Genomic DNA, 26740 nt, shown 5'->3' on the forward strand with positions numbered 1-26740 from the left:
AAGTTAAGTCCGGCGGTGTCCTACTCTCCCACAGGGTCCCCCCTGCAGTACCATCGGCGCAAAGAGTCTTAGCTTCCGGGTTCGGAATGTGACCGGGCGTTTCCCTCTTGCTATGGCCGCCGAAACAATTAGTGACGTATGTCAAAACTGAATCGAACAACACATCAAGTGTGTGTGTTCGGTTCTCGACCGTACATCGAGAACCACATAGTGGACGCAAGCAGTATTTTTCACGAAACTTCGATACAAAGTTCATGCTCCCACCTCAAGGGTGGGTTTGATTATCAAGTTATCGGCTTATTAGTACCGGTCAGCTCCGAGAGTCGTTAGTCCTCTCTTCCACATCCGGCCTATCAACCCAGTAGTCTAGCTGGGAGCCTCTCGCCCGAAGGCGTGGAAATCTCATCTTGAGGCCGGCTTCCCGCTTAGATGCTTTCAGCGGTTATCCATCCCGAACGTAGCTAATCAGCGGTGCTCCTGGCGGAACAACTGACACACCAGAGGTTCGTCCAACCCGGTCCTCTCGTACTAGGGTCAGATCCTCTCAAATTTCCTGCGCGCGCAGCGGATAGGGACCGAACTGTCTCACGACGTTCTAAACCCAGCTCGCGTACCGCTTTAATGGGCGAACAGCCCAACCCTTGGGACCTACTCCAGCCCCAGGATGCGACGAGCCGACATCGAGGTGCCAAACCATGCCGTCGATATGGACTCTTGGGCAAGATCAGCCTGTTATCCCCGAGGTACCTTTTATCCGTTGAGCGACAGCGCTTCCACAAGCCACTGCCGGATCACTAGTCCCGACTTTCGTCCCTGCTCGACTTGTCAGTCTCACAGTCAAGCTCCCTTGTGCACTTACACTCGACATCTGATTGCCAACCAGATTGAGGGAACCTTTGGGCGCCTCCGTTACTTTTTAGGAGGCAACCGCCCCAGTTAAACTACCCACCAGGCACTGTCCCTGAACCGGATTACGGTTCGAAGTTAGATATCCAATATGACCAGAGTGGTATTTCAACAACGACTCCACCGACACTAGCGTGCCGGCTTCACAGTCTCCCACCTATCCTACACAAGCCACACCGAACACCAATACCAAGCTGTAGTAAAGGTCACGGGGTCTTTCCGTCCTGCTGCGCGTAACGAGCATCTTTACTCGTAGTGCAATTTCGCCGAGTTCGCGGTTGAGACAGCTGGGAAGTCGTTACGCCATTCGTGCAGGTCGGAACTTACCCGACAAGGAATTTCGCTACCTTAGGATGGTTATAGTTACCACCGCCGTTTACTGGGGCTTAAATTCTCAGCTTCGCCTTACGGCTAACCGTTCCTCTTAACCTTCCAGCACCGGGCAGGCGTCAGTCCGTATACATCGTCTTGCGACTTGGCACGGACCTGTGTTTTTAGTAAACAGTCGCTTCCCACTGGTCTCTGCGGCCCTACCACGCTTCCCGGAGTAAATCCGTTGACGTGTCAGGCCCCCCTTCTCCCGAAGTTACGGGGGCATTTTGCCGAGTTCCTTAACCACGATTCTCTCGATCTCCTTGGTATTCTCTACCTGACCACCTGAGTCGGTTTGGGGTACGGGTGACTTGAACCTCGCGTCGATGCTTTTCTTGGCAGCATAGGATCATCGGATCTTGCCCTTGCGGGCTCCCCTTAAGTTCTCAGCCTGTGTGAGAGACGGATTTGCCTATCTCTCGGCCTACAACCTTGGCCTGGGACAACCATCGCCCAGGACCGACTACCTTCCTGCGTCACACCTGTTAATACGCTAACCGCACCAGCATAGGGTCGTGCGCTAGGCCCAGAGTCTCACCCCGAAGGGATCAATCACTGGGATTCAGACACTTAGCATTACTGGATTAGCTTGGGCGGTTCTTCGTCAGTACGGGAATATCAACCCGTTGTCCATCGACTACGCCTGTCGGCCTCGCCTTAGGTCCCGACTTACCCAGGGCGGATTAACCTGGCCCTGGAACCCTTGGTCTTTCGGAGGACGGGTTTCTCACCCGTCTTTCGCTACTCATGCCTGCATTCTCACTCGTGTGGCCTCCACGGCTGGTTTACACCGCCGCTTCGCTGGCCACACGACGCTCTCCTACCCATCAACATGGCTGGACCAACACACTAAATGTGCGGCCTACCTAAAACGTCAATGCCACAACTTCGGTGGCGTGCTTGAGCCCCGTTAAATTGTCGGCGCGGAATCACTTGACCAGTGAGCTATTACGCACTCTTTCAAGGGTGGCTGCTTCTAAGCCAACCTCCTGGTTGTCTGTGCAACTCCACATCCTTTCCCACTTAGCACGCGCTTGGGGACCTTAGTTGGTGGTCTGGGTTGTTTCCCTCTCGACGATGAAGCTTATCCCCCACCGTCTCACTGCTGCGCTCTCACTTACCGGCATTCGGAGTTTGGCTGACGTCAGTAACCTTTTGGGGCCCATTAGCCATCCAGTAGCTCTACCTCCGGTAAGAAACACGCAACGCTGCACCTAAATGCATTTCGGAGAGAACCAGCTATCACGAAGTTTGATTGGCCTTTCACCCCTATCCACAGCTCATCCCCTCAGTTTTCAACCTAAGTGGGTTCGGTCCTCCACGCGCTCTTACACGCGCTTCAACCTGGCCATGGATAGATCACTTCGCTTCGGGTCTAGGACATGCGACTGAATCGCCCTATTCAGACTCGCTTTCGCTACGGCTACCCCACACGGGTTAACCTCGCCACATATCGCTAACTCGCAGGCTCATTCTTCAAAAGGCACGCTGTCACCCCTACAAGGAGGCTCCAACGGTTTGTAAGCAAACGGTTTCAGGTACTATTTCACTCCCCTCCCGGGGTACTTTTCACCTTTCCCTCACGGTACTTGTTCGCTATCGGTCATCTGGGAGTATTTAGGCTTATCAGGTGGTCCTGACAGATTCACACGGGATTTCTCGGGCCCCGTGATACTTGGGATACTTCTCGCGCCATCACGTCATTTCGACTACGGGGTTCGCACCCTCTCTGACCAGGCTTTCAATCCTGTTCGTCTATAACGCTCTGTAACGCCGTACCAGCGGCAGCCAGTACTGAGAAGTCCCACAACCCCGAACATGCAACCCCTGCCGGGTATCACACATGCTCGGTTTAGCCTGTTCCGATTTCGCTCGCCACTACTGACGGAATCACTGTTGTTTTCTCTTCCTGTGGGTACTGAGATGTTTCACTTCCCCACGTTCCCTCTACCCGCCCTATATATTCAGGCGGGAGTCACCAGGTCGACTTGCGCCGCCTGGCGGGGTTTCCCCATTCGGAAATCCTCGGATCGAAGCTTGTTTATCAGCTCCCCGAGGCTTATCGCAGATTACTACGTCCTTCTTCGGCTCCAGATGCCAAGGCATCCACCGTTTGCTCTTAGAAACTTGCAATCACATGAGTTTGAATCGAATTTATCGTTTCGGAAAAATTGACCAATGAACTCTGAACCGAAGTTCAGAGCTAATTGTTTCTGTGATTTGAACATTAGATGTTCAAATCTAAGATGCTCGCGTCCACTGTGTAGTTCTCAAAGTACGGGCGGTACCCACCCCATCCAGCCACTGATGTGTCTGCTGAACAGGAGAAGGTCCAGAGGTACAGTCCACAACCACTTCCGTGATCATGTTCCGGTCCCTCAGGACCCAACAGCGTGCAACATGCGAACCGTGCCGGCCGGTGCTTTCCTTCCCAAACCAAAGCCTGGGCGTACTCATACCGGATCGAACCGATCCGCATCAATGTCAATGTTCCACCCATGAGCGCCAGCAGGAAACATTTGCTCCTGAACTGACTTGGCACCACTACTGCGTCCTGTAAACAGGGACGCGGGTGCACATGCTCCTTAGAAAGGAGGTGATCCAGCCGCACCTTCCGGTACGGCTACCTTGTTACGACTTAGTCCTAATTACCAATCCCACCTTAGACGGCTCCCTCCCAATAAAGGGTTAGGCCACCGGCGTCGGGTGTTACCGACTTTCATGACTTGACGGGCGGTGTGTACAAGGCCCGGGAACGTATTCACCGCAGCGTTGCTGATCTGCGATTACTAGCGACTCCGACTTCATGAGGTCGAGTTGCAGACCTCAATCCGAACTGGGACCAGCTTTTTGGGATTCGCTCCACCTTACGGTATTGCAGCCCTTTGTACTGGCCATTGTAGCATGCGTGAAGCCCAAGACATAAGGGGCATGATGATTTGACGTCGTCCCCACCTTCCTCCGAGTTGACCCCGGCAGTATCCCATGAGTTCCCACCATTACGTGCTGGCAACATAGAACGAGGGTTGCGCTCGTTGCGGGACTTAACCCAACATCTCACGACACGAGCTGACGACAACCATGCACCACCTGTATACCGACCTTGCGGGGCGACGATCTCTCGCCGTTTCCGGTATATGTCAAGCCTTGGTAAGGTTCTTCGCGTTGCATCGAATTAATCCGCATGCTCCGCCGCTTGTGCGGGCCCCCGTCAATTCCTTTGAGTTTTAGCCTTGCGGCCGTACTCCCCAGGCGGGGAACTTAATGCGTTAGCTGCGACACGGAGACCGTGGAATGGTCCCCACATCTAGTTCCCAACGTTTACGGGGTGGACTACCAGGGTATCTAAGCCTGTTTGCTCCCCACCCTTTCGCTCCTCAGCGTCAGTAACGGCCCAGAGATCTGCCTTCGCCATCGGTGTTCCTCCTGATATCTGCGCATTCCACCGCTACACCAGGAATTCCAATCTCCCCTACCGCACTCTAGTCTGCCCGTACCCACTGCAGGCCCGAGGTTGAGCCTCGGGTTTTCACAGCAGACGCGACAAACCGCCTACGAGCTCTTTACGCCCAATAATTCCGGACAACGCTTGCACCCTACGTATTACCGCGGCTGCTGGCACGTAGTTAGCCGGTGCTTTTTCTGCAGGTACCGTCACTTTCGCTTCTTCCCTGCTAAAAGAGGTTTACAACCCGAAGGCCGTCGTCCCTCACGCGGCGTTGCTGCATCAGGCTTTCGCCCATTGTGCAATATTCCCCACTGCTGCCTCCCGTAGGAGTCTGGGCCGTGTCTCAGTCCCAGTGTGGCCGGTCACCCTCTCAGGCCGGCTACCCGTCGTAGGCTTGGTGAGCCATTACCTCACCAACTACCTGATAGGCCGCGAGTCCATCCTTGACCGAAATTCTTTCCACCAACACTCGATGCCGAGGCTGGTCGTATCCGGTATTAGACGTCGTTTCCAACGCTTATCCCAGAGTCAAGGGCAGGTTACTCACGTGTTACTCACCCGTTCGCCACTAATCCAGAGAGCAAGCTCTCCTTCATCGTTCGACTTGCATGTGTTAAGCACGCCGCCAGCGTTCGTCCTGAGCCAGGATCAAACTCTCCGTAAATGTTTAATCGCACGACACCCGAAAGTGCCGGCACATTATTTGCGGTAACGAACCGGAATAGGTTCAGAAACCGCGAGTTTGAAACTGACAGAACAAATCATTACTGACTTGCTTTGTTGTTTAAATGTTTTCCAAAGGAATCCGTAACCCAACCAGAAAAGGTTGAGTTGCCGGGTATTTGGCATTTGACATTGTGCACGCTGTTGAGTTCTCAAGGATCGGATGCTCCTGCTTTTCACCCTCTCGGGCTGCTCCGCAGGGCAACTTCTCTAGCCTAGCACCGATTTTCTCTTGTGTTGTACACGCTCCGGACCGAAGCCCGAGTCTCGAGTACGAGAGAAATCCAGTGAAGGATTATCCCCACAAAAACCGGTAATCCGAATAATTCGGGGCGATTTTTATGTGGGGTTTGGTCCCGCATGAGGCCGGCGAGCTGTTCCGCTCCGCCGCACCTTTGGGGTGACGAGTGATTACTTTACGCACATCCCGGGGGCCCTGCAAATTGCATCTGCAGGCCGGGCGTGTCGCGCGGTTTTCAGCCGGTGAACACGCCGGCGAGGGTCTTCTTGCCGCGGCGAAGAACCGCCACTCCCCCGGCCAGCATGCTATCCAGCACCGCCGATTCATCGGTCACTTTGGTGTTGTTCAGGTACACCCCGCCCTGGGCGATCGCGCGGCGCGCTTCGCCGAGGCTCGCGGTCAGCCCGGTGTCGACAAGCAGCTGCGTGATCAGGATGCCGGCGGTCGCCGTCGTGTGCGGAAGTTCGCGGAGTGCGGCAGCGAGCGTGTCTGCGTCGAGACTCTCCAGTTCCCCCTGCCCGAACAGTGCAGCAGACGCGGCGATCGCGGCATCCGTCGCTTCGGCACCGTGAACGAGAGAGGTGACCTCCCACGCGAGCCGCTTCTGCGCCTCACGGCGGAACGGTTCAGTGGCCACGGCCTCTTCGAGCTGTTCGATCTCGGCGCGGGTAAGGAACGTAAAGATCTTCAGGCGCGCGATGACGTCAGCGTCGTCGGAGTTGAGCCAGAACTGGTAGAACGCGTACGGGCTGGTCAGTGTCGGGTCGAGCCAGACCGCGTTGCCCTCGCTCTTGCCGAACTTCGAGCCGTCGGAGTTCGTGATGAGCGGCGTGCCGATCGCGTGCGCGCTCTCACCCTCGGCCTTGTGGATGAGGTCGGTGCCGCTCGTGAGGTTGCCCCACTGGTCGCTGCCGCCGGTCTGCAGGACGCAGTCGTAGTTGCGGTACAGCTCGAGGAAGTCCATCCCCTGCAGGATCTGGTAGCTAAATTCGGTGTAGCTGATGCCGGCATCCGAATTGAGTCGTGCGCTGACGGCATCCTTCTTGAGCATCGTGCCGACGCGGAAGTACTTGCCGACGTCGCGGAGGAAGTCGATAGCAGAGAGCGGCGCCGTCCAGTCGAGGTTGTTGACCAGGCGGGCGGCGTTGTCACCGTCGAAGCTGAGGAAGCGTGAGACCTGGGCCTGGAGGTACCCCACCCATTCGGCGACGGTGTCCGGGGTGTTGAGCGTGCGCTCGGCGGTCGGGCGCGGGTCGCCGATGAGCCCGGTCGAACCACCGACGAGTCCGAGGGGCTTGTGACCGGCAAGCTGGATACGACGCAGGAGCAGCAACTGGACGAGGTTGCCCAGGTGCAGGCTCGGCGCAGTCGGATCGAATCCGCAGTAGTAGGTGATCGGCGGCCCCGAGAGCAGAGTCTTCAGTGCGGCTGCGTCAGTGGACACGTGGACGAGTCCGCGCCAGACGATCTCCTCCCAGACATCCTCGAACGTCGGGTCATTGGACTGGGACTGGAGTTGGGGCTGCGACACGCAAGCTACAGTACCAGCGTGCTATGACCCGACAGGCGGGAATGTGAGCTTGAAACCTCACTCTTGACGAAGTTTAGGTTATTCCCTAATATCAATGCAGTTAGGTCTCACGCCTAAACAAGGGAGGCACCGTGTTCGTCATCACCGCTGATCAGGTCGACAGCCGCAACCAGCCCGACCGAGCCGCATCCGCCCTCAACACCCTGAACGGGCCCAAAGGTCCCGCCCTCCTCCTCCCGGCCGATCGTACGGCCGGCGATGAGATCCAGATTCTCCCGGCCAGTGCCGAAGACACCCTCGCGATCGTGCTCGAACTGACGCGCGAGGATGCGTGGAGTGTCGGCGTCGGCATCGGCCCCGCGCGACTCCCCCTCCCCCAGGCAACCCGGGAAGCGACCGGTGAAGCTTTCTTCGCGGCCCGGGATGCCGTGACGCGCGCGAAGAAATCCCAGACGCGTTTCGCGCTCACCCGGGCAGGTACCGATACGGATGAGCCTCTCCGTGGTGTCGACGCCGAAGCCCTCATCTCGCTCCTGCTCGTTCTCCGCGAACGTCGGACGGACGGCGGCTGGGAACTGTACGACCTCCTCACCACCGGCCTGACCCAGTCGGAGTCGGCAGAGAGACTGGGGATCACGGCCGGCGCAGCCAGTTTGCGGGCCCGAGCCGCTGGCATCCGTGTCGAAAAGGCAGCGTCGGAGGCGCTTGTTAGGCTACTCGACACGGTCAACCGATCCGCCGACCCGGCAGCATCCGGGGCCAGCGGCGATGCTCGGCCGAGCTGAGTCGGCAGACCGTCGAAACGGCGCCGACGCAGCAAGGAGACGATAGTGAGCCCGATCAACGGTGCCCTCCCGATCACCCTGTACTGGGTGGCCGTTCTGGTGCTCGCCGTTGGCTGCCTCGCTGCCATCGGCATCGCCCACTGGCGAAAAAGGAACAGGATCATCGTGATCGCTGCGGCACTGCTCGCCGTCGACCTGGTGCTCGTCAGCATCCCCTCGCCCGAGTCGCCCATCTGGGTCAGCATCGCCCTCGGCATTCTCGCGATGGCCATTGCCGTGCTCGGCGGCGGTATTGCGTCGAACTATGTGCTCAAGCTCTCGACCCGGGGGCTCGTTCGCCCGGGTCTGTTCGGCGGCATCATCGTGACCGAACCGGAGCGTTTCGGCAACTCTCTGCGCGCGAACGCCGGTGAGCAACACGAGGTCCTGCGGGGCGGGCGGACCATCGGCTACCTCGAACGATTCGCAACCGCCGGAACCCTGATCGCCGGGTTCCCCGAAGCAGTCGCCGTCATCATCGCCATCAAGGGCGTTGGCCGGTTTACGGAACTCGCCGCCGCGGAGGCTCGGGAACGGTTCATCATCGGAACGTTCACCAGCCTGACCTGGGCGACGTCGAGTGCGGCCCTGTTCCACTTCGCGATGCTCTGAGCCCAGTCGGCGGCGGGAGGCATCCCCTCGTCGCGCGCTTTGCGACGGATGGGCTTCGAGTGGGCCCAAAGGGTCACTGCCTCAGCGATGAACCACCGTTTGGGATCAATCGATGGTGCGAACGACCCTTTGGGACCGACCGATCGCGCGATCTAGACGTCAGAGCTTCGGATGCTTCTTGTACGGCGACACGGACGGCTCACCCGGGATCCAGAATCGCCACGGGAAATCCGCTGAACCACCCGGTCCGCCGAGACCCGTGCGCGGCCCCGTCAGAACCTCGGGAGCCCGGGGCCCCGCCTCGAGCGAAAACGGCGGCGAGAACAGGTCGCTCCCGTCGTCGGTCAGCGCGATACCGAGCGCAACGGTCAGCCGGGCCGGGCCCTGGGCGAGGTCCCGGTCCGACCGGGACGTGGTCCGCCGTTCGCGCGCGAGTTCGATGCCCTCGACGATCTCCCCCGCCCGGATCAGGACTCCGGATGCTTCGCCGTCCGGTGAGCAGACCATGTTCGCGCACACATGCATGCCGTAGGTGAAGTAGCAGTACAGGTGCCCTGGCACACCGAACATGCTGGCATTCCTGCGGGTCTTGCCACGGAACGCATGCGACCCAGGGTCGATGCCCTGCCCGACGTACGCCTCGACCTCGGTGATCCGGACCGCGACGGCGCCGGCATCCGTTTCGTGCCGAAAAATCGTCCCGAGCAGTTCGGGGGCAACCTCGACGGACGGTCGCTCGAAAAACGCGCGCTCCAGCACGGCGGGCTAAGCCCGAAGGGCCAGCGACAACTGCCGCACACGTTCGGTCAACGCCAGGCGCTGCTCAGCCACCCGGTCGGGCGCCGTTCCGCCTGCACCGGTGCGCGAGCTGATCGAGCCGGCGACAGTGAGCACGTCGCGAACCGCGGGAGTCAGATGCGGCGACAGCTTCGCGAGTTCTTCGTCCGACGGTTCATGCAACTCGAGCCCACGCTCCTCGCAGAACTGCACGAGTTCACCTGAGATCTCATGGGCGTCGCGGAATGCCACTCCCTGCTTGACGAGCCACTCGGCCACATCGGTCGCGAGCGAGAATCCCTGGGGCGCGAGTTCAGCCATCCGTTCGGTGTTGAAACGCAAGGTGGCGACCATGCCGGTGAACGCCGGCAGGAGCACTTCCAGCTGTTCGACGGTGTCGAAGACGGGTTCCTTGTCTTCCTGCAGATCGCGGTTGTACGCGAGGGGCAGCCCCTTGAGCGTCGCGAGCAGTCCGCTGAGGTTGCCGATCAGCCGCCCTGACTTGCCGCGGGCAAGCTCGGCGATGTCGGGGTTCTTCTTCTGCGGCATGATGCTCGACCCGGTCGAATAACCGTCGTCGAGGGTGACGAAGTCGAACTCGCGCGTGTTCCAGAGAATGATCTCCTCGGCGAAGCGCGACAGGTTGATCCCGATCAGCGCCGTCACGAACGCGAACTCGGCGACGACATCCCTGCTGGCAGTCGCGTCGATCGAGTTCTCGGTCGGGCGGTCGAGTCCCAGTTCGGATGCGACGAGTTGCGGGTCGAGACCCAGCGAACTTCCGGCAAGCGCGCCTGACCCGTACGGGGACGCCGACGCTCGCTTCGACCAGTCGGCGAGCCGCTCGAGATCGCGGACCAGCGGCCACGCGTGGGCCATCAGGTGGTGGGCGAGCAACACGGGCTGAGCGTGCTGCAGGTGGGTGCGGCCGGGCATCGGAGCGTCTCCGTGCGCTTCGGCCTGTGACGCGATCGCGTCGATGAGCTGCACGACCAGGTGCCCGATCAGCCGCGAGTGGTCGAGCAGATACAGCCGCACGAGGGTGGCGATCTGGTCGTTGCGGCTTCGCCCGGCGCGCAGCTTGCCGCCGAGTTCGGCGCCCGCGCGCTCGATCAACGCACGTTCGAGCGCGGAGTGTACGTCTTCATCGGACTCGGCAGCGGTGACCGCACCGGATGCCACGTCCTCCTGCAGGCGGAACAGCGCGTCAAGCATCGCCTCGAGTTCCGTCTCGGAAAGGTACCCGGCGGCCGCGAGTGCTTTCGCGTGGGCTCGTGAGCCGGCGATGTCGTACGGCGCCAGTTGCCAGTCGAAGTGCGTCGACTTGCTCAGGCGGAGGAGTTCGGGTGACGGCCCGCTGGCGAATCGGCCGCCCCAAAGCGCCCCAGCTTCGCCGGCGCGATTCTGCGAGTCGTCACCCGACATCGTCTACTCCTGGCCTGCGTCGCGGCGAGCCGAGATCTTGCTCGGCAGCGACCACAGCTCGATGAAGCCCTTGGCCAGCGACTGGTCGAAGGTATCACCGGTGTCGTAGGTGGCGAGGTTGAAGTCGTACAGGCTCGAGTTGCTCTTGCGCCCGGTCACGACGGCGGAGCCGGCGTGGAGCTTGAGGCGGATGTCGCCAGAGACGTGCTTCTGAGTCTCGTCGATGAACACGTCGAGTGCCTTCTTGAGTCCCGAGAACCAGAGGCCGTCGTAGACGAGTTCTGCCCACTTCGACTCAACGTTGCGCTTGTAGCGGGCGAGGTCACGCTCGATGGTCATGTTCTCGAGCTCTTCGTGCGCGGTGATGAGCGCGATGCCCGCGGGCGATTCATACACCTCACGGCTCTTGATCCCGATCAGGCGGTCCTCGACGATGTCGATGCGGCCAACGCCCTGGTCGCCGGCGATCCGGTTCATCAGTTCGACGGCTTCGAGCGGTGTGATCGGGTTGCCGTCGTAGGCGACGGGGACACCCTGGTCGAAGGTGATCACGATCTCGGTCGGGGCGCCTGCCTCCGCCGGGTTCTTCGTGTAGGTGTAGAGGTCCTCGATCGGGGCGTTCCACGGGTCCTCGAGGAACCCGGTTTCGACCGCGCGGCCCCAGACGTTCTGGTCGATCGAGTACGGGCTCTTCTTCGACTGCGCGATCGGGAGGTTGTGCTGCTCGGCGTAGACGATGGCCTTGTCGCGGGTCAGCGCGAGGTCACGCACGGGGGCGATGCTCGTCAGCTCGGGGGCGAGCGCGGCGACGGCCGCCTCGAAGCGGACCTGGTCATTGCCCTTGCCGGTGCAGCCGTGGGCGACGCTGTTCGCGCCGAGTTCACGTGCGGTCGACGCGAGGTACTTCGCGATGAGCGGGCGGCTCAGTGCCGAGACGAGCGGGTAGCGCTTCTGGTAGAGCGCGTTGGCCTTGAGGGCCGGCATGATGTAGTCGTTCGCGAACTCATCGCGGGCGTCTACGACAACCGATTCGACTGCACCGCAGTCGAGGGCGCGCTGCCGGATGACCTCCATGTCCTCGCCCTCCTGGCCGACGTCGATCGCGAGTGCGACGACCTCTTTGCCGGTGGCATCCTTCAGCCAGCCGATTCCCACTGAGGTGTCGAGGCCGCCTGAGTATGCGAGTACGACGCGTTCCGCCATGAAGTTCTTCTCCTTGATTGCTTAGCTGTTAAGTGTAGTGAAACCCGGTGGTGCCGAATTGCGCGGCTGGCGATCCTGACTAGGCGCGTTCAAGCAACCACGTGAGCAGCGCCTTCTGAGCGTGGAGGCGGTTCTCTGCCTCGTCCCAGATGATCGATTGTGGGCCATCGATGACGTCGGCCGTCACTTCGAAACCGCGGTCGGCCGGGAGGCAGTGCATGAACAGGGCGTCGTCCTTGGCGAGCCCCATCATGTCGGCGTCGACCCGGTATGGGCCGAGTGCAGCGACGCGATCCGCCTTCTCCTCCTCCTTGCCCATTGACACCCAGGTATCGGTGACGAGGATGTCGCTGCCGACGGCCGCTGTCCGCGCGTCGGTGAACAGGGCGATCGAACCGCCGGTCTTCTCGGCGATCGCTGTCGCGTCGGCGACCACGACCCGGTTGGGGGTGAACCCCTCCGGCGAGGCGATCCGCACGTTCATCCCGGCGGTCGCTCCGGCGAGGAGGTAGGACTGCGCCATGTTGCAGGCTCCGTCCCCGACGAACGTGAGAGTGAGTCCGGCCAGCGCCCCCTTGTGCTCACGAATGGTGAGCAGGTCGGCGAGCAGCTGGCACGGGTGGAAGTCGTCGGACAACGCGTTGACGACGGGAACGGATGTGCCGTGCGCCATCTCCTCGAGCCCGGCCTGGCCGTAGGTGCGCCAGACGATCGCGGCGACCTGTCGTTCGAGGACACGCGCCGTGTCAGCGGCGGTCTCCTTTCCGCCGAGTTGGCTCGACGCGGTCGAGATGATCAACGGGACGCCGCCGAGGTCAGCGATACCGACGGCGAATGAGACCCGGGTCCTCGTCGACGACTTGTCGAAGATGACAGCGACGGTCTGCGGGCCCTCGAGGGGACGGCGGCTGAACCGGTCTTTCTTCAGCTCGAGAGCGAGGTCGAGGATCTCGGACTGCTCAGCGGGGCTGAGATCGTCGTCGCGCAGGAAGTGTCTGGTCACGGTGTTCCTTCGTTCGGGGTGCCGAGGGTTTCGAGGGCGGCTCGAAAGCGCTCGTCGAAGAGACGCAACTCGTCGTCGCCGATGATCAGCGGCGGGGCGAGGCGGATGGTGGTCGGGTTGGGGGCGTTGATGATGAGCCCGGATGTGAGCGCGGCGCCGACGAGGTCGTTCGCCACCGGGTGGGCGAGTCCGATGCCGAGGAGGAGGCCCCGGCCGCGGACCTCGGTGATCAACGGAGAGCCGATGCCCAGGACCAACTCGCGGAGTTGTTCTCCCCTCACCCGGGCATTCTCGACGAGACCGGCATCCTCGATTTCACCGAGGACGGCATTGGCCGTCGCCGTTCCGAGCGGGTTACCGCTGAACGTGCTGCCGTGTTTGCCCGGCGTGAAGAGGTCGGATGCCGCGCCGAAGGTGACGAGGGCGCCGATCGGGAAACCGCCGCCCATCCCCTTGGCGAGGGTGACAGCATCCGGAACGATGCCTGCACGCTGGAACGCAAACCAGCTGCCGGTGCGCCCTGCCCCCGTCTGCACCTCGTCGAGGATCAGCAGCGCGCCGTGCCGTTCGGTCAGTTCGCGGGCTGCGGCAAGGTAGCCGTCAGGAAGCTCGACGACACCGGCTTCGCCCTGGATCGGCTCGACGATCAGTGCGGCGACGGTCTCGTCGAGTTCCGCTTCGAGTGTCTCGATCGTGGAGTCGATGTGGGTGACCCCGCCAGGCAGCGGGGCGAAGTCGGTCTGGATCGACGGCTTGCCGGTGAGCGCGAGCGCGCCCATCGTGCGGCCGTGGAACGAGCCGTTCAGCGCGAGGATGCGGGTGCGGCTGCCTCCCCCGTTGTTCAGCCGGGCCAGTTTGAACGCGGCCTCGTTCGCTTCCGCTCCTGAGTTGGAGAAGTAGACGCGACCGCGCTCGCCTGCCCCGGTGAGCCGTTTGAGCCGGGCGGCCAGTTCGAGTTGCGGCGGGGTGACGAAGTAGTTCGACACGTGGATGAGTTCAGCGGCCTGACGGCTGATCGCGGCAACCATCACCGGGTGGGCGTGGCCGAGCGCATTGACGGCGATGCCGCCGAGGAAGTCGAGGTATCCGGTGCCGTCGGCATCCCAGACGGTGCAACCCGCGCCGCGGACGAGAAGCGCCTGTGGCGCCCCGAAGACCTGCATCATGTCGGCGTTCGCGGCGTCGTGCCAGTCGGTCATGATTCGTCCTCGATGCTCGGGTTTGAGTTGGTCTCGTTGGCGACGATCTGGGTTCCGATGCCCTGCCGGGTGAACACCTCGAGCAGGATCGAGTGCTCGAGCCTGCCGTCGATGATCGCCGCGTTGAAAACGCCGCCGTCCACCGCTTCGAGGCACGCGGTCATCTTGGGGATCATGCCCGACTCGAGCGACGGCAGCAGTTCGCGCAGTTCGTCTGCCGAGATGACCGAAACGAGAGAGTCTCGGTTCGGCCAGTCGCTGTATAGTCCGGCGACATCCGTGAGGATGAGGAATTTGTCGGCCTTGAGGGCGACGGCGAGGGCGGATGCCGCGGCATCGGCATTCACATTGAGCACCTGCCCCGGAGTGTCTCCGTCTGGTGCGATCGACGAGATGACGGGGATGAGCCCCGCTTCGATGGCGGCGTGGACAGCGTGTGGGTCGACCGCGACGACGTCGCCGACGAGGCCGAGGTCGACGGTCTCGCCATCGACCACCGCGCCGCGCTTGCGGCCGGTGAAGAGCGACGAGTCCTCGCCGCTCAACCCGATGGCGAAGTCGCCGTGCTCGTTGATCGAATCGACCAGTTCCGCGTTGACCTCGCCGCGGAGGACCTCGCGGACGACGGTCATCGCCTCGGGTGTCGTCACCCGGTAGCCGCCACGGAATTCGCTGGCGATCCCGAGCTCGGTGAGGCGGGCGGAGATCTGCGGGCCGCCGCCGTGCACGACGACGGGCTTGAGGCCGGCGTGGCGGAGGAAGACCATGTCTTCGGCGAAGGCGCGGGTGAGTTCAGGGCTGACCATGGCGTTGCCGCCGAACTTCACGACGGCGATGGCGCCGTGGTAGCGCTGAAGCCAGGGAAGCGCCTCGATCAGCACGGCCGCTTTCGCGATCGCTTCTGCAGTGGATGCAGGGAGAACTGTGGCCATCGTCTAGCTCGAGTACGCGCTGTTCTCATGCACGTAGTCGTGCGTGAGGTCATTGGTGAGGATGGTCGCTGCCCGCTGGCCTTCATGCAGGTCGATGAGAACGTGCACGGCGCGACCGGTGAGGTCGACGAGGTCCCTGGACTGGTCAGGGGCACCGGCGTGGCAGACCCGGATGCCGTTCATGCTGACGTCGACCGCGTACGGGTCGAACGGAGCGCTGGTGGTTCCGATCGCCGCGAGGACCCTGCCCCAGTTGGGGTCGTTGCCGAACACTGCAGCTTTGAACAGGTTGTTGCGGGCGACGGAACGGCCGACTTCGACGGCATCCTCTTCACTGACCGCGCCGACTACCTCGATCGTGATGTCGTGGGCGGCACCCTCTGCATCTCCCTGAAGCTGGCGGGCGAGGTCGAGGCAGATCTCGCGCAGGGCTTCGGCGAAGACGTCGGCGTTGGGTTCGATTCCTGAGACTCCAGAGGCGAGGAGCGACACCTGATCGTTCGTCGACATGCATCCGTCTGAGTCGAGCCGGTCGAAGCTCACCCGGGTTGCCGCACGGAGCGCACGGTCGAGCTGGTCGGAGGCAAGGCTCGCGTCGGTGGTCAAGACGACGAGCATCGTCGCGAGTCCGGGGGCGAGCATGCCCGCGCCCTTCGCCATGCCGCCGATGGTCCAGCCGTCCCGTTCGATGACCGCCGTCTTCGGGTGGCTGTCGGTGGTGAGGATCGCTTCTGCAGCATCCGCTCCCCCGTCAGCGCTCAGCGCGGCGGCGGCTGTGGCGACACCGGGAAGCAGCTTGCCCGTGTCGAGCTGCTCACCGATCAGGCCGGTGGAGCAGACGAGCACGTCGCCCGCAGACACACCGAGTTCGGTGGCGACCGCTTCGGCGGTGGCGTGCGTGGCCTGGAACCCCTGCGGGCCGGTGAAGCAGTTCGCACCGCCCGAGTTGAGGACGATCGCGCTGACCGTTCCGTCGGCGATGACCTGCTGCGACCACAGGATCGGGTTCGCCTTCGCGCGGTTGCTGGTGAACACGGCTGCTGACGAGTGGCGGGGGCCACGGTTGACGACGAGGGCGAGGTCCTTGCCCCCTGAGGACTTCAGGCCGATGGCGATACCGGCGGCTTCGAATCCCTGCGCTGATGTGACGCTCATGGTGCGACTCCGTTCACCGGAAGGCCGGTCGTTTCCTCGAGCCCGAGGGCGATATTGGCGGATTGGATGGCAGCACCGGCGGTGCCCTTGGCAAGGTTGTCGACGGCGGTCACGACGACGACACGGCCGGCGGCTTCATCGACCGCGAGCCCCATCAGCATCGAGTTGGAGCCGAGCACGTCTGCGGTACGCGGAAACTGCCCCGCCGGCAGCAACTGCACGAAGGACTCGTCACCGTAGGCGCTCTGCCAGGCCGCGCGAACGGCATCCGCACTGGTGCCCGGGACGATGCGGGCCGTTGAGGTGGCGAGGATGCCTCGCGACATCGGCACGAGGACGGGCGTGAACGAGACGCTCACGTCTGCCGCGCCTGCACCGCGGAGCCCCTGCGCGATCTCGGGGATGTGCCGGTGGGTGCCTCCGACGGCGTAGGGGTTGGCCGATCCGAGGATCTCCGATGCGAGCAGGTTGGTCTTCAGCGCCTTGCCTGCGCCGGACGGACCGACGGCGAGCACCGAGACGATGTCTGAGGCTTCGATCACACCGGCGGCGATGCCAGGGGCGAGCGAGAGTGCGACGGTGCTGGCGTTGCAGCCTGGGGCGGCGATCCGCTTCACACCGGCGAGGTTCTGGCGCTGCTTCGCGCCGTCCGCACCGACGAGCAGTTCAGGCACGCCGTACGCCCACGCGCCGAAGTAGTCACCGCCATAGAACGACGCCCAGTCGGACTCGTTCGTCAGCCGGTGGTCTGCGCCGCAGTCGACGACGAGGGTTGCCTCATCGAGCTGGGCGGTGACCTCGCCGGACTTGCCGTGCGGCAGGGCCAGGAACACCACGTCGTGACCCGCGAGGTTCTCAGGCGTGGTGTCGACGAGGGTGAGGTGCGCGAGGGAACGCAGGTGCGGCTGCACGGATGCCAGCGGCTGGCCGGCATTGGAGTGTGCTGTGACGGTCTGGATGTCGAAGTCGGGGTGCGCCGCAAGCAATCGCAGCAACTCGCCCCCCGCATAACCGGATGCACCGGCTACGGCTACAGAGAAGGACATGGCTCTACCTTATTGAGGAAAACGATGGGGTTAAGGTCGGCGGCGTCTGTCGGAACCGTGACCTGCACCGTTCGCCCAGCGTCGCCTATCGTCGCTCTGAGGTGTTACGGCGTCGACGCAGCACGCACGGGGCGAAACCCTGTGCTGAAACACTGCTGTTCGAGATGGCCATGGTTGAACTGTAGCCGGTTCGCCGTGGCATCCGCGAATCGAGGGCTGCCGTCACAACCGGTTCACGCCGGTGACGGTGACCACGGCGAACCCCTGCTCGTCGGATTCGGCGAGGTCGATCTCGGCGCTGAAGCCCCAGTCGTGGTCGCCTGCGGGGTCGTCGAAGATCTGCCGGGCGGTCCACACCGGGCCGCTTTCGTCGAGGATCAGGAGCGCCGAGCTGCGGGCGTCCGGGCCCGTGAGGATCTGGTCGTGCTCCTCGAAGTAGCCGTCGAGGGAGTCCGCCCAGCGGTCGGCGTCGAACCCGGATGCCGCGTCGAGTTCTCCGAGCGCGTCGTAGTCCTCGAGCGCCGCGAGTTGAACGCGGCGGAACAGTTCGTTGCGAACGAGGATGCGGAACGCCCTGGTGTTGCCGGTGAGCCGTTTCGGCGCCGGCGGGACGATGTCGTGCGCGTGCTCCTTGTGCTTCTCGGCATCCGGGTGGCTGAGTTCTTCCCACTCATCGAGAAGGCTCGAGTCGACCTGGCGGACGAGTTCACCGAGCCATTCGATCAGGTCGAGGAGGTCCTCCGTCTTCACGTCGTCCGGGATGGTCTGCCGGGCAGCCCGGTACGCGTCGGACAGGTAGCGGAGGACGACACCCTCTGAACGTGCGAGCTTGTAGAAGGCGATGAATTCGCCGAACGACATGGCGCGTTCGTACATGTCGCGGACGACGGATTTGGGGTTCAGCTCGAAGTCGCGGATCCACGGCTGGGCGGCGCTGTAGGTCTCGAACGTGACGGTGAGAAGTTCTTCAAGGGGTTTGGGATGCGTGATCTGCTCGAGGAGTTCCATCCGCTCGTCGTATTCGATGCCCTCGGCTTTCATTGCGGCGACGGCTTCGCCCCTGGCGAGGAACTGCTGCTGGCTGAGCACGGCACGCGGGTCGTCGAGGGTGGCCTCGACGATGGAGATCATGTCGAGGGCGTAGCCGGGGGCCTCCGGGTCGAGCAGGTCGAACGCGGCGAGCGCGAACGGCGACAACGGCTGGTTGAGCGCGAAGTTCGGCTGCAGGTCGACGGTGAGCCGGATGGTGCCGTCGGCGGACTGCTCGACGATGCCCGACTCGCGAAGGGTGCGGTAGATGCCAAGCGCGCGCCGTGCGAGTTCGAGTTGCCGCTTCCACGGCTCGTGGTTGTCGAAGACGAGGTCGTGCACGTGCTGGTAGACGTCTCCCCCGCGCCCGATCACGTTGATGAGCATTGCCGAGGTGATCTGCATGCTCGAGGTCAGGGTCTCCGGCTCGGCGGCGACGATCCGCTGGAACGACGGCTCGCCCCACGACACGAAACCGTCCGGCGCCTTCTTACGGATGATCTTGCGTTTCTTCTTCGGGTCGTCGCCGGCCTTCTTGATCGCGCTGAGGTTTTCGGTCTCGTGCTCGGGCGCCTGGACGACGACGGTTCCGGCGGTGTCGTACCCGGCACGGCCTGCCCGCCCGGCGATCTGATGGAATTCACGCGCCTTGAGCTGGCGCATCCGGGTTCCGTCGTATTTGGTGAGCGCGGTGAACAGCACCGTGCGGATGGGCACGTTGATGCCGACGCCGAGGGTGTCGGTGCCGCAGATCACCCGGAGCATCCCGCGCTGCGCGAGCTGTTCGACGAGCCGTCGGTATTTGGGCAGCATGCCGGCGTGGTGCACCCCGATCCCGGCACGGATCAGCCGGGACAGTGTCTTGCCGAAACTCGTGGTGAAGCGGAATTCCCCGATCAGCTCGGCGATGGCATCCCGCTGTTCCCTCGTCGCCACCTTCATGCTCGACATCGACTGGGCGCGTTCCATGGCGGCGGCCTGCGAGAAATGCACGACGTAGACCGGTGCCTGCCCGGTGGTCAGCAGTTCCTCCACGCTCTCGTGGATCGGCGTCGTCTCGTAGTAGAAGTGCAGCGGGACGGGGCGTTCGACCCCGGTGACCAGCGCTGTGCCGCGGCCGGTGCGCCTCGACAGGTCTTCGGCGAGCGCCGTCACATCGCCGAGGGTCGCCGAGAGCAGGATGAATTGGACCCGGGGCAGGCACAGCAGCGGAACCTGCCAGGCCCAGCCGCGTTCCGGGTCGGCGTAGAAGTGGAATTCGTCCATGACGACCTGGTCGACTTCGGTGTCTTCACCGTTGCGGAGCGCGAGGTTGGCGAGGATCTCCGCCGTGCAGCAGATGATCGGCGCGTCGGCGTTGACCGACGAGTCGCCGGTCATCATGCCGACGTTCTCCGCTCCGAAGATGTCGACGAGGGCGAAGAACTTCTCGCTGACGAGTGCCTTGATCGGCGCGGTGTAGAAGCTGCGTTTGCCTGCGACGAGCGCGGCATAGTGCGCGCCGACGGCGACGAGGGACTTGCCGGTTCCGGTCGGGGTGCTCAGGATCAGGTTCTGCCCCGACACGATTTCGATGATCGCTTCGTCCTGCGCCGGGTACAGGCGGATACCGGTGGCCGTGACCCACTCGGAGAACGCGTCGTAGATGGCATCCGGGTCGATCGTGTCGCCGAGTGTCTCGCTGAGGGCGTGTGGGTCGAGCTTCGGCTGGGCTGTCATGGTCCTTCGATCATCCCACCTCGTCCGGAGCATGGGCGCCGCGCGCTCCTCGACCCCACTCCGCTCGCTTGAAGGAGCGCCCCCTCCCCGCTCGTTTGAGGGAGCGCCCCCTCCCCGCTCGCTGGAGGGAGCGCAGCGACCGAAGCGGAGGGACCCGCACACCCACCCGCACCAACACACCCGCCCCGGACCAGTACAGCCGTTGTACCAGGTGACCCCGTCCGTACCGAGTGAAGAGACGCCCCCACCCCCGCCGCTCCTCCAGCGAGCGGATATGGATGCCGCGGCGGATTCGGGTCAGTGCTTGAGCGTGGGGTCTGGGAACGCCGTCTCGATGCTCAGCGAGTTTCTTCTGTGCACCCGCATCCAGATGAAGAACCCGACGAGGGTAAACCCGCCGTAGAACAAATACAGCACCGCGGACGCGTAGTACCCGGCGCTGATCAGCAGCGGCACGCCGACGATGTCGACCGCGATCCAGATCAGCCAGAACTCGACCCAGCCCTTGGCCATTCCGTAGGTGGCGAGGAGGGAGCCCATGAAGATCCAGGCATCCGCCCATACCGGTTCGAACGAGCCGAGCGCCCGAAAGATCGGGATGAGCACGAGTGTGCCGCCGATCAGCCCAAGGCCGAGCAGCACGCGGGTCTTGTTCGACGCCCAGTGCGGGGTCACCGCGGTGTGCTCGCCCGTTCGGCGGCTCTCTGACCACTGCACCCAGCCGTAAATGGACACGATGATGAACATCACCTGGCGGCCGGCCTGACCGAGAAGGTTCACCGGGTTCGGGGTACCGAACACCGCGCCGAGGAACACCGTGAGCAGAAGTACGTTGCCGAGAATGCCGACGGGCCACGCCCACACTTTGCGGCGCATGCCTCCGACCGCGCTGGCCATGCCGAAGAGGTTGCCGATGATCTCGCGCCAAAGGATCGTCTGGCCGCCGATGATCAGTTGCGCATCGAACAGCCACTCGATCGGATTCATGCCTGCATCCTTCCACTTCGCCACACAGGAAGCGGGCATATGTCCTCCGGTAGAATCGCCCGAATGACCGCCGCCACACCGCCACCCGCTTCCCTCGGCGACGGGATCGACCCCACCGACCTCGAAACCACCCTCCGCGTCCTCGCTTCGATGAACACCCTCGACGAGGAACATCCGGACTACGTCACGGTCCGCCGGGCGACCGCCGCCATGTTCAAAGCGGTCAAGCGCACCCGCCGCAGGGAGCTCCGTGACGAGATCGCCAACGCCGACAAGGCGGTCATCGCGGCCACCGCCACCGGGGCATCCGATCGCATCGACGACGAGACCCGTGGCATCCCGCTCGCGACGACGATCGAGGCGCCGACCGCAGGCGAACTGCTGAAACCGCGCAACTGCTACATCTGCAAGCAGCCGTACACGCTCGTCGACGCGTTCTACCACCAGCTCTGCCCGGATTGCGCCCGGTTCAGCCACACCAAGCGCGACGCCCGCACCGACCTCACCGGCAAGCGCGCGCTGCTCACCGGCGGCCGCGCGAAGATCGGCATGTACATCGCGCTGCGACTGCTGCGCGACGGGGCGCACACGACGATCACGACGCGGTTCCCGCGGGATGCCGTCCGCCGGTTCGCGTCACTCCCCGACTCTGCGGACTGGCTGCACCGGCTGCGCGTCGTCGGCATCGACCTCCGCGACCCGGCCCAGGTGATCGGCCTCGCCGACTCTGTCGCCGCCCAGGGTCCCCTCGACATCCTCATCAACAACGCTGCCCAGACCGTACGCCGCTCCCCCGGTTCGTACTCGCTGCTGGCGGATGCCGAACTGCAGCCGCTCCCCGACGGTCCCCTCCCCGAAATGGAGACCTTCGGCCACACCGCCGACCAGCACCCTGAGGCACTCGCGGCATCCGTCGCGGCGCATCCGCTGCTCTCCGTCGCATCCCTCGCCGGGACGGTCGCCCAGTCCGGCTCCCCCGCCCTCACCGCCGCGGACCTCGCGAACCTGGCCATGGCACCCGGCTCGTCGTCACTCGCGAAGCACGCTGACGGCACCGCCATCGACGCGGGCGGGCTCGTTCCCGACCTGCAGACGACGAACAGCTGGGTGCAGAATGTCGAGCACGTGGACCCGCTCGAGATGCTTGAAGTGCAGCTCTGCAACACGACGGCGCCCTTCCTGCTGATCAGCCGCCTGCGTCCGTCAATGGCAGCGTCCCCCGCTCGCCGGAAGTACGTCGTAAACGTGTCGGCGATGGAAGGGCAGTTCTCGCGCCGATACAAAGGGCCGGGGCATCCGCACACGAACATGGCAAAGGCTGCGCTCAACATGCTCACCCGCACGAGTGCCGGTGAGATGCTCGAGAAGGACGGCATCCTGATGACCGCCGTCGACACCGGCTGGATCACCGACGAGCGTCCGCACCCGACGAAGGTGCGGCTTGCCGAGGAGGGCTTCCACGCTCCGCTCGACCTCGTCGACGGTGCTGCCCGCGTATACGACCCGATCGTGCGCGGCGAGGCCGGCGAGGACTTGTACGGCTGCTTCCTCAAGGACTACCGCCCCGGCGCCTGGTAGCTGCTGCGCACAACTCAGCCTGTACACAACCGAAACGGTCCCGGAACCCTCTGGACGGGCTCCGGGCCGCCACTTGGGCTGAGTTATGAACGCTCGGTGACCGAGAGCCACGTCGCGGCCACCGGAGCCACCGAGAGCCACCGAGAGCCACCGAGAGCCGTCGAGCCCGCGGCGCCGCGTCGCTCGCCTGGTGTGCGCAATTCAGCCTGAACACCACAGAAGCGCCCGTGGGACCCCGTCGAACGTCACCGCCGCCGGTTTGGCTGACTTATGAACGCTCGGTAGCCGAGAGCCACATCGCCGCCGGGAGCGTCTGGCCCTGATGCCCCGAGCCAGGCTGCCGCACCCGCCGTCCGCGCGCTCGCACATAACTCCGCCTGAACACAACAGAAACGGCCCGGCACCCCCTGCAGGGGCCCCGGGCCGTCACTCTGGCGGAGTTATGAACACTCAGTCGCGGATGTGCGCCCCAAAGCGTTCAGCCGCGAGGGCAGACCCGGCGAGCTTGGCCTCGGTCGCTTCAGCCGCCGTAAGGGTCCGATCCGGCGCCCGGAACCGCAGGGCGAAGGTCAGGCTCTTGGTGCCGTCGGCGAGACCCTGGCCCCGGTAGTCGTCGACCAGGCGAATGTCCTCAAGCAGCGAGCCTGCGCCCTCCCGTACCGCAGCACCGACGGCAGCGGCAGGCGCGTCAACGGAAACGACAAGGGAGAGGTCCTGGGTGGCGGCGGGAAGCGTACCGATCACACCGGCGGTGAAGGCCGCATCGGTCGACTCGAGCAACGCATCGAGGTCCAGCTCGAGCACGGCGACCACGCGCGGCAGGTCCGAGTCGAGGGCCAGCTGGGGCAGCAGTTCCCCGGCGAAACCGATCGAACGGTCACCGATCCACAATTCAGCGGTCCGGCCGGGGTGCATCGCCTTGTGGCTTCCCTGCTTGACCTCGATCGGTGCACCGGTCGCCAGGCCGATCTGGGTGACGGCGGCGAGGGCATCCGCAATGCCGGATGCCACAGCGGGCTGGCCCGGCTGCTTCGGTACGGCGTTACCGAGGATCAGCACGCCGACGTGACGAGGCTGCGGAGGGATGCCGTCGTTGAGCTCCGCGAGCTGCTCGTCGGTCGGCAGGGCGACGCCGGAGGGCAATTCGGCCTGGCCGTAGGAGCGGCCGGCCTCCGGTGTGAAGACGAGCCCGACCTCGAACAGCGACAGGTCAGTGAGTCCGCGGGAGAGATTGTGCTTCGCGGCAGCGATCAGCCCGGGCAGGAGAGTCGTCCGCAGGTATGGGGCACTCGCGTCGAGGGCGTTGGCGACCTTGATCGCCGGCACCGTCTCCGAGTCGGGAGACCCGTAGAGGTTGTTGTCTTCGGCGCCGAGGAAGGGGAACGCGAGAATCTCAGTGGATCCGGCCGCGGCGAGTGTGTCGGCCACCGTGCGACGGATGCGCTGCGAACGGGTCAGCCCCCGCCCTGCAGGAGCGACGGGAAGCACGGACGGGATCCGGTCATACCCGACGATGCGGGCGACTTCCTCGGCCAGGTCGGACTTGTCGGTGAGGTCGGGGCGCCAGCTCGGCGGCGTGACGAGCAACCCGCCATCGGCATCGGCGACCGTCGCACCAATTTCCTCGAGCGAGCCGCGGATCTCGTCATCGGTGTAGTCGACGCCGATCAGCGCCGAGACGTAGCCGCCCGGGAACCGGATCGCTTCCGGTTCCGCCGGTTCCCCGACGACGCCGGCAACGGCATCCGTTGTTCCACCGGCGAGCGACACCATCAGCTCGGCGACCCGGGCCGCCGAGGCCACGGCGATGCGCGGGTCGACCCCGCGCTCGAACCGACGGGAGGCTTCACTCGGCAGTTTGTGCCGGCGAGCGGTACGAGCAATCGACACGGGGTCGAAGTTCGCCGCCTCGATGAGCACATTGGTCGTCGCGTCGCTCATCTCGGTGCGGGCGCCGCCCATGACGCCGGCGAGGCCGATCGCTCCCGAGCCATCGGTGATGAGCAGGTCTTCGAGGTCGAGCTTTCGCTTCTGCCCATCGAGAGTCTCGAGGGTCTCGCCGCCGATGGCCCGTCGCACGACGATGCCGCCGGTGAGGTGATCGAGGTCGTAACCGTGGATCGGCTGGCCGAGTTCGAGCATCACGTAGTTGGTGATGTCGACCAGCAGCGAGATCGAACGGATGCCCGCGAGCTTGAGTCGCGAGACCATCCAGGGTGGCGTCGGACGCGTCGCGTCGACCCCCCGAACGACGCGGGTCGCGAACACGCTCGCGCCCTGGCGTCCGCGGATCGGCGCCACGTCGTCGATCGCGACGGGGTAACCGTCGCCGACCGGGGTGACGAGCTCGGGCCGGGTCGCCGGGTCGCGGAAGGTAGCGCCGGTGGCGTGAGAGTACTCGCGGGCGACACCTCGGATGGAGAAGGCGTAGCCGCGATCGGGGGTGACGTTGATCTCGATCGCCGCGTCGTCAAGGCCGAGCAGCGCGATGGCATCCGTTCCCACCTCGGCGTCGACACCGAGCGTCGACAGGCGCAGGATGCCGTCGTGCTCGTCACCGAGGCCGAGCTCACGGGTGGAGGCGATCATTCCGTCAGAGACGTGGCCGTAGGTTTTGCGGGCGGCGATCGGGAACGGGCCTGGCAGCACAGCGCCTGGCAGGGTCACGACGACCTTGTCGCCGACGAAGAAGTTGTCGGCTCCGCAGACGATACCGTGCACAGCCGGTCCGCCGTCCGCGGCGGTTTCTCCGTCGGGTGCGACGCGCACCTGGCACCAGCGGATGGTTTTACCGTTCGACTGGGGTTCCTCGACGAACTCGAGCACCTCTCCGACGACAACCGGTCCGCTCACGTCGAAGGTGTGGATGTCTTCTTCTTCAAGACCGACCTTCACCAGTGCGGCGTGGACGTCTTCGGTCGTCGATCCCGGTGCGAGATCGACGTACTCGGCGAGCCAACTCAGGGGCACCCGCATGCTAAACCACCATTCCAAACTGCTGTGAGAAGCGCACGTCGCCCTCAACCATCTCCCGCATGTCCTGGACGTCGTTGCGCAGCATCAGGCCGCGCTCGATTCCCATGCCGAAGGCGAAACCTGAATATTCGTCCGGGTCGATTCCGGCGGCGCGAAGCACGTTCGGGTTGATCATGCCGCAGCCGCCCCACTCGATCCAGCGCGGCCCGTGCTTGAAGGTCGGGTGCCAGAAGTCGAGCTCAGCGCTCGGCTCGGTGAACGGGAAGTAGCTCGGGCGCAGGCGGATCTTCGCTTCGTCACCGAAGATCGACTTCACGAAGTGATTGAGGGTGCCCTTGAGGTGCGCCATCGTCAGTCCTTTGTCGACCGCGAGACCCTCGAACTGCATGAACACGGGCAGGTGCGTCGCGTCGAACTCGTCGGTGCGGTAAACCCGCCCCGGTGCGAGCACGTACACGGGAAGCTCCCGGTCGAGCAGCGACCGCACCTGCACCGGTGAGGTGTGGGTGCGCAGCACGAGGTGCGACTCGGGCGGGTCGATGAAGAAGGTGTCCTGCATGGCCCGTGCGGGGTGGTCGGCATCGAAGTTGAGGGCGTCGAAGTTGAACCACTCGCTCTCGACCTCGGGGCCTTCCGCGATCTCCCAGCCCATTCCGGTGAAGATCTCACTCACCCGGTCCTGAAGGAGGGTGAGCGGATGCCGCGCGCCGGCCCGGTAGCGACTGGCAAGGGCGGTCACGTCGACGGCTTCGGCGGCGAGCTGACGGGCGTTCTCCACCTCGACAATCTCGTGCTCGCGAGCAGCGAATGCGGCATTGACCCGGCCACGGGCCTGGCCGACGAGCTTGCCCAGCGGCGCCTTCTGCTCTGGCGCGACGGAGCGGAGCATACCGTTGAGCTTCGCGAGAGGCGATGCTTCCCCGGTGTGCTCTGTTCGCACCTGCTTGAGTGCGGACGAGTCAGCGGCTGCGGCTATTGCCTCGAGCGCCGCTTCAACCGCAGCGGTGACGGTGGATTCGGAAATTTCGGGAGAGTCGGACACGGGTCACAAGTC

General features: G+C 63.9%; 16 protein-coding genes and 3 rRNA genes. 3 read left to right on the forward strand and 16 right to left on the reverse strand.

Annotation, left to right across the window (positions count from 1 at the left end; genetic code table 11):
- Nucleotides 1–7: 7 nt before the first annotated feature.
- The 4 genes from rrf to tyrS form a co-directional block, all read right to left on the reverse strand.
- Nucleotides 8–124, reverse strand: a 5S ribosomal RNA gene (gene rrf / locus BM197_RS09085).
- 156 nt (nucleotides 125–280) lie between these two features.
- Nucleotides 281–3411: ribosomal RNA gene (locus BM197_RS09090) — 23S ribosomal RNA — on the reverse strand.
- A 456-nt stretch (nucleotides 3412–3867) separates the two neighbouring features.
- Nucleotides 3868–5390 (reverse strand): 16S ribosomal RNA (locus BM197_RS09095).
- Together the 16S, 23S and 5S rRNA genes form the textbook arrangement of a ribosomal RNA operon.
- A gap of 535 nt (nucleotides 5391–5925) precedes the next feature.
- On the reverse strand, nucleotides 5926–7221 hold the full coding sequence (gene tyrS / locus BM197_RS09100) for a tyrosine--tRNA ligase (protein ID WP_090710787.1): 1296 nt from the start codon (nucleotides 7219–7221) through the stop codon (nucleotides 5926–5928).
- A gap of 131 nt (nucleotides 7222–7352) precedes the next feature.
- Between tyrS and BM197_RS09105 the strand changes: the two genes are divergently transcribed.
- Both BM197_RS09105 and BM197_RS09110 read left to right on the forward strand, forming a co-directional pair.
- Entirely contained in the window at nucleotides 7353–8006 is a 654-nt protein-coding gene (locus BM197_RS09105; protein WP_090710788.1) for a DNA-binding protein, read from the forward strand.
- A 45-nt stretch (nucleotides 8007–8051) separates the two neighbouring features.
- Entirely contained in the window at nucleotides 8052–8657 is a 606-nt protein-coding gene (locus BM197_RS09110) for a hypothetical protein (RefSeq protein WP_090710790.1), read from the forward strand.
- A gap of 159 nt (nucleotides 8658–8816) precedes the next feature.
- Here BM197_RS09110 and BM197_RS09115 read toward each other — a convergent pair whose 3' ends face one another.
- The 10 genes from BM197_RS09115 to pnuC all read right to left on the reverse strand — a co-directional run bounded on the left by BM197_RS09115 (nucleotide 8817) and on the right by pnuC (nucleotide 21132).
- Entirely contained in the window at nucleotides 8817–9416 is a 600-nt protein-coding gene (locus BM197_RS09115; protein ID WP_090710791.1) for a DNA-3-methyladenine glycosylase, read from the reverse strand.
- A 6-nt stretch (nucleotides 9417–9422) separates the two neighbouring features.
- Nucleotides 9423–10859, reverse strand: coding sequence for an argininosuccinate lyase (gene argH / locus BM197_RS09120; RefSeq protein ID WP_090710793.1), 1437 nt, complete (start codon nucleotides 10857–10859; stop codon nucleotides 9423–9425).
- Between the two features lie 3 nt (nucleotides 10860–10862).
- A complete protein-coding gene (locus BM197_RS09125; RefSeq protein ID WP_090710795.1) occupies nucleotides 10863–12062 on the reverse strand; it encodes an argininosuccinate synthase in 1200 nt (399 codons plus the stop codon).
- Nucleotides 12063–12141: 79 nt separating this feature from the next.
- Entirely contained in the window at nucleotides 12142–13065 is a 924-nt protein-coding gene (gene argF / locus BM197_RS09130; protein ID WP_090710796.1) for an ornithine carbamoyltransferase, read from the reverse strand.
- A complete protein-coding gene (locus tag BM197_RS09135; RefSeq protein WP_090710798.1) occupies nucleotides 13062–14264 on the reverse strand; it encodes an acetylornithine transaminase in 1203 nt (400 codons plus the stop codon). The genes argF and BM197_RS09135 overlap by 4 nt, the downstream gene beginning before the upstream one ends.
- On the reverse strand, nucleotides 14261–15196 hold the full coding sequence (argB, locus tag BM197_RS09140) for an acetylglutamate kinase (protein WP_090710799.1): 936 nt from the start codon (nucleotides 15194–15196) through the stop codon (nucleotides 14261–14263). The genes BM197_RS09135 and argB overlap by 4 nt, the downstream gene beginning before the upstream one ends.
- Nucleotides 15197–15199: 3 nt before the next feature.
- Nucleotides 15200–16351, reverse strand: a complete 1152-nt coding sequence (gene argJ / locus BM197_RS09145; RefSeq protein WP_090710801.1) for a bifunctional glutamate N-acetyltransferase/amino-acid acetyltransferase ArgJ — start codon at nucleotides 16349–16351, stop codon at nucleotides 15200–15202.
- On the reverse strand, nucleotides 16348–17397 hold the full coding sequence (gene argC, locus BM197_RS09150; protein ID WP_090710803.1) for an N-acetyl-gamma-glutamyl-phosphate reductase: 1050 nt from the start codon (nucleotides 17395–17397) through the stop codon (nucleotides 16348–16350). Before argC ends, argJ begins: the two co-directional genes overlap by 4 nt.
- A 222-nt stretch (nucleotides 17398–17619) precedes the next feature.
- A complete protein-coding gene (locus BM197_RS09155; RefSeq protein ID WP_090710805.1) occupies nucleotides 17620–20145 on the reverse strand; it encodes a DEAD/DEAH box helicase in 2526 nt (841 codons plus the stop codon).
- Nucleotides 20146–20442: 297 nt separating this feature from the next.
- A complete protein-coding gene (gene pnuC, locus BM197_RS09160) occupies nucleotides 20443–21132 on the reverse strand; it encodes a nicotinamide riboside transporter PnuC (RefSeq protein WP_090710807.1) in 690 nt (229 codons plus the stop codon).
- Between the two features lie 63 nt (nucleotides 21133–21195).
- Here pnuC and BM197_RS09165 point away from each other — a divergent pair, with 63 nt between their 5' ends.
- Nucleotides 21196–22710 carry an SDR family oxidoreductase gene (locus tag BM197_RS09165; RefSeq protein WP_090710808.1) on the forward strand — a complete coding sequence of 505 codons (1515 nt, stop codon included), beginning with the start codon at nucleotides 21196–21198 and terminating at the stop codon, nucleotides 22708–22710.
- A gap of 450 nt (nucleotides 22711–23160) precedes the next feature.
- Here the strand turns inward: BM197_RS09165 and pheT are convergent, their stop codons facing one another.
- Entirely contained in the window at nucleotides 23161–25686 is a 2526-nt protein-coding gene (pheT, locus tag BM197_RS09170; RefSeq protein ID WP_090710810.1) for a phenylalanine--tRNA ligase subunit beta, read from the reverse strand.
- A 1-nt stretch (nucleotide 25687) separates the two neighbouring features.
- Nucleotides 25688–26728, reverse strand: a complete 1041-nt coding sequence (pheS, locus tag BM197_RS09175) for a phenylalanine--tRNA ligase subunit alpha (protein WP_090710812.1) — start codon at nucleotides 26726–26728, stop codon at nucleotides 25688–25690.
- Between the last annotated feature and the right edge of the window lie 12 nt (nucleotides 26729–26740).

The organism is Mycetocola miduiensis (genome assembly GCF_900115155.1).
GTDB classification, from domain to species: domain Bacteria; phylum Actinomycetota; class Actinomycetes; order Actinomycetales; family Microbacteriaceae; genus Mycetocola_A; species Mycetocola_A miduiensis.

Bases quoted from the DNA above. Each gene is read 5' to 3' on its own strand.
- argH (WP_090710793.1), bottom strand. From the start codon at position 10,859: ATGTCGGGTGACGACTCGCAGAATCGCGCCGGCGAAGCTGGGGCGCTT.
- BM197_RS09125 (WP_090710795.1), bottom strand. From the start codon at position 12,062: ATGGCGGAACGCGTCGTACTCGCATACTCAGGCGGCCTCGACACCTCA.
- BM197_RS09135 (WP_090710798.1), bottom strand. From the start codon at position 14,264: ATGACCGACTGGCACGACGCCGCGAACGCCGACATGATGCAGGTCTTC.
- argB (WP_090710799.1), bottom strand. From the start codon at position 15,196: ATGGCCACAGTTCTCCCTGCATCCACTGCAGAAGCGATCGCGAAAGCG.
- argJ (WP_090710801.1), bottom strand. From the start codon at position 16,351: ATGAGCGTCACATCAGCGCAGGGATTCGAAGCCGCCGGTATCGCCATC.
- argC (WP_090710803.1), bottom strand. From the start codon at position 17,397: ATGTCCTTCTCTGTAGCCGTAGCCGGTGCATCCGGTTATGCGGGGGGC.
- BM197_RS09155 (WP_090710805.1), bottom strand. From the start codon at position 20,145: ATGACAGCCCAGCCGAAGCTCGACCCACACGCCCTCAGCGAGACACTC.
- pnuC (WP_090710807.1), bottom strand. From the start codon at position 21,132: ATGAATCCGATCGAGTGGCTGTTCGATGCGCAACTGATCATCGGCGGC.
- BM197_RS09165 (WP_090710808.1), top strand. From the start codon at position 21,196: ATGACCGCCGCCACACCGCCACCCGCTTCCCTCGGCGACGGGATCGAC.
- pheT (WP_090710810.1), bottom strand. From the start codon at position 25,686: ATGCGGGTGCCCCTGAGTTGGCTCGCCGAGTACGTCGATCTCGCACCG.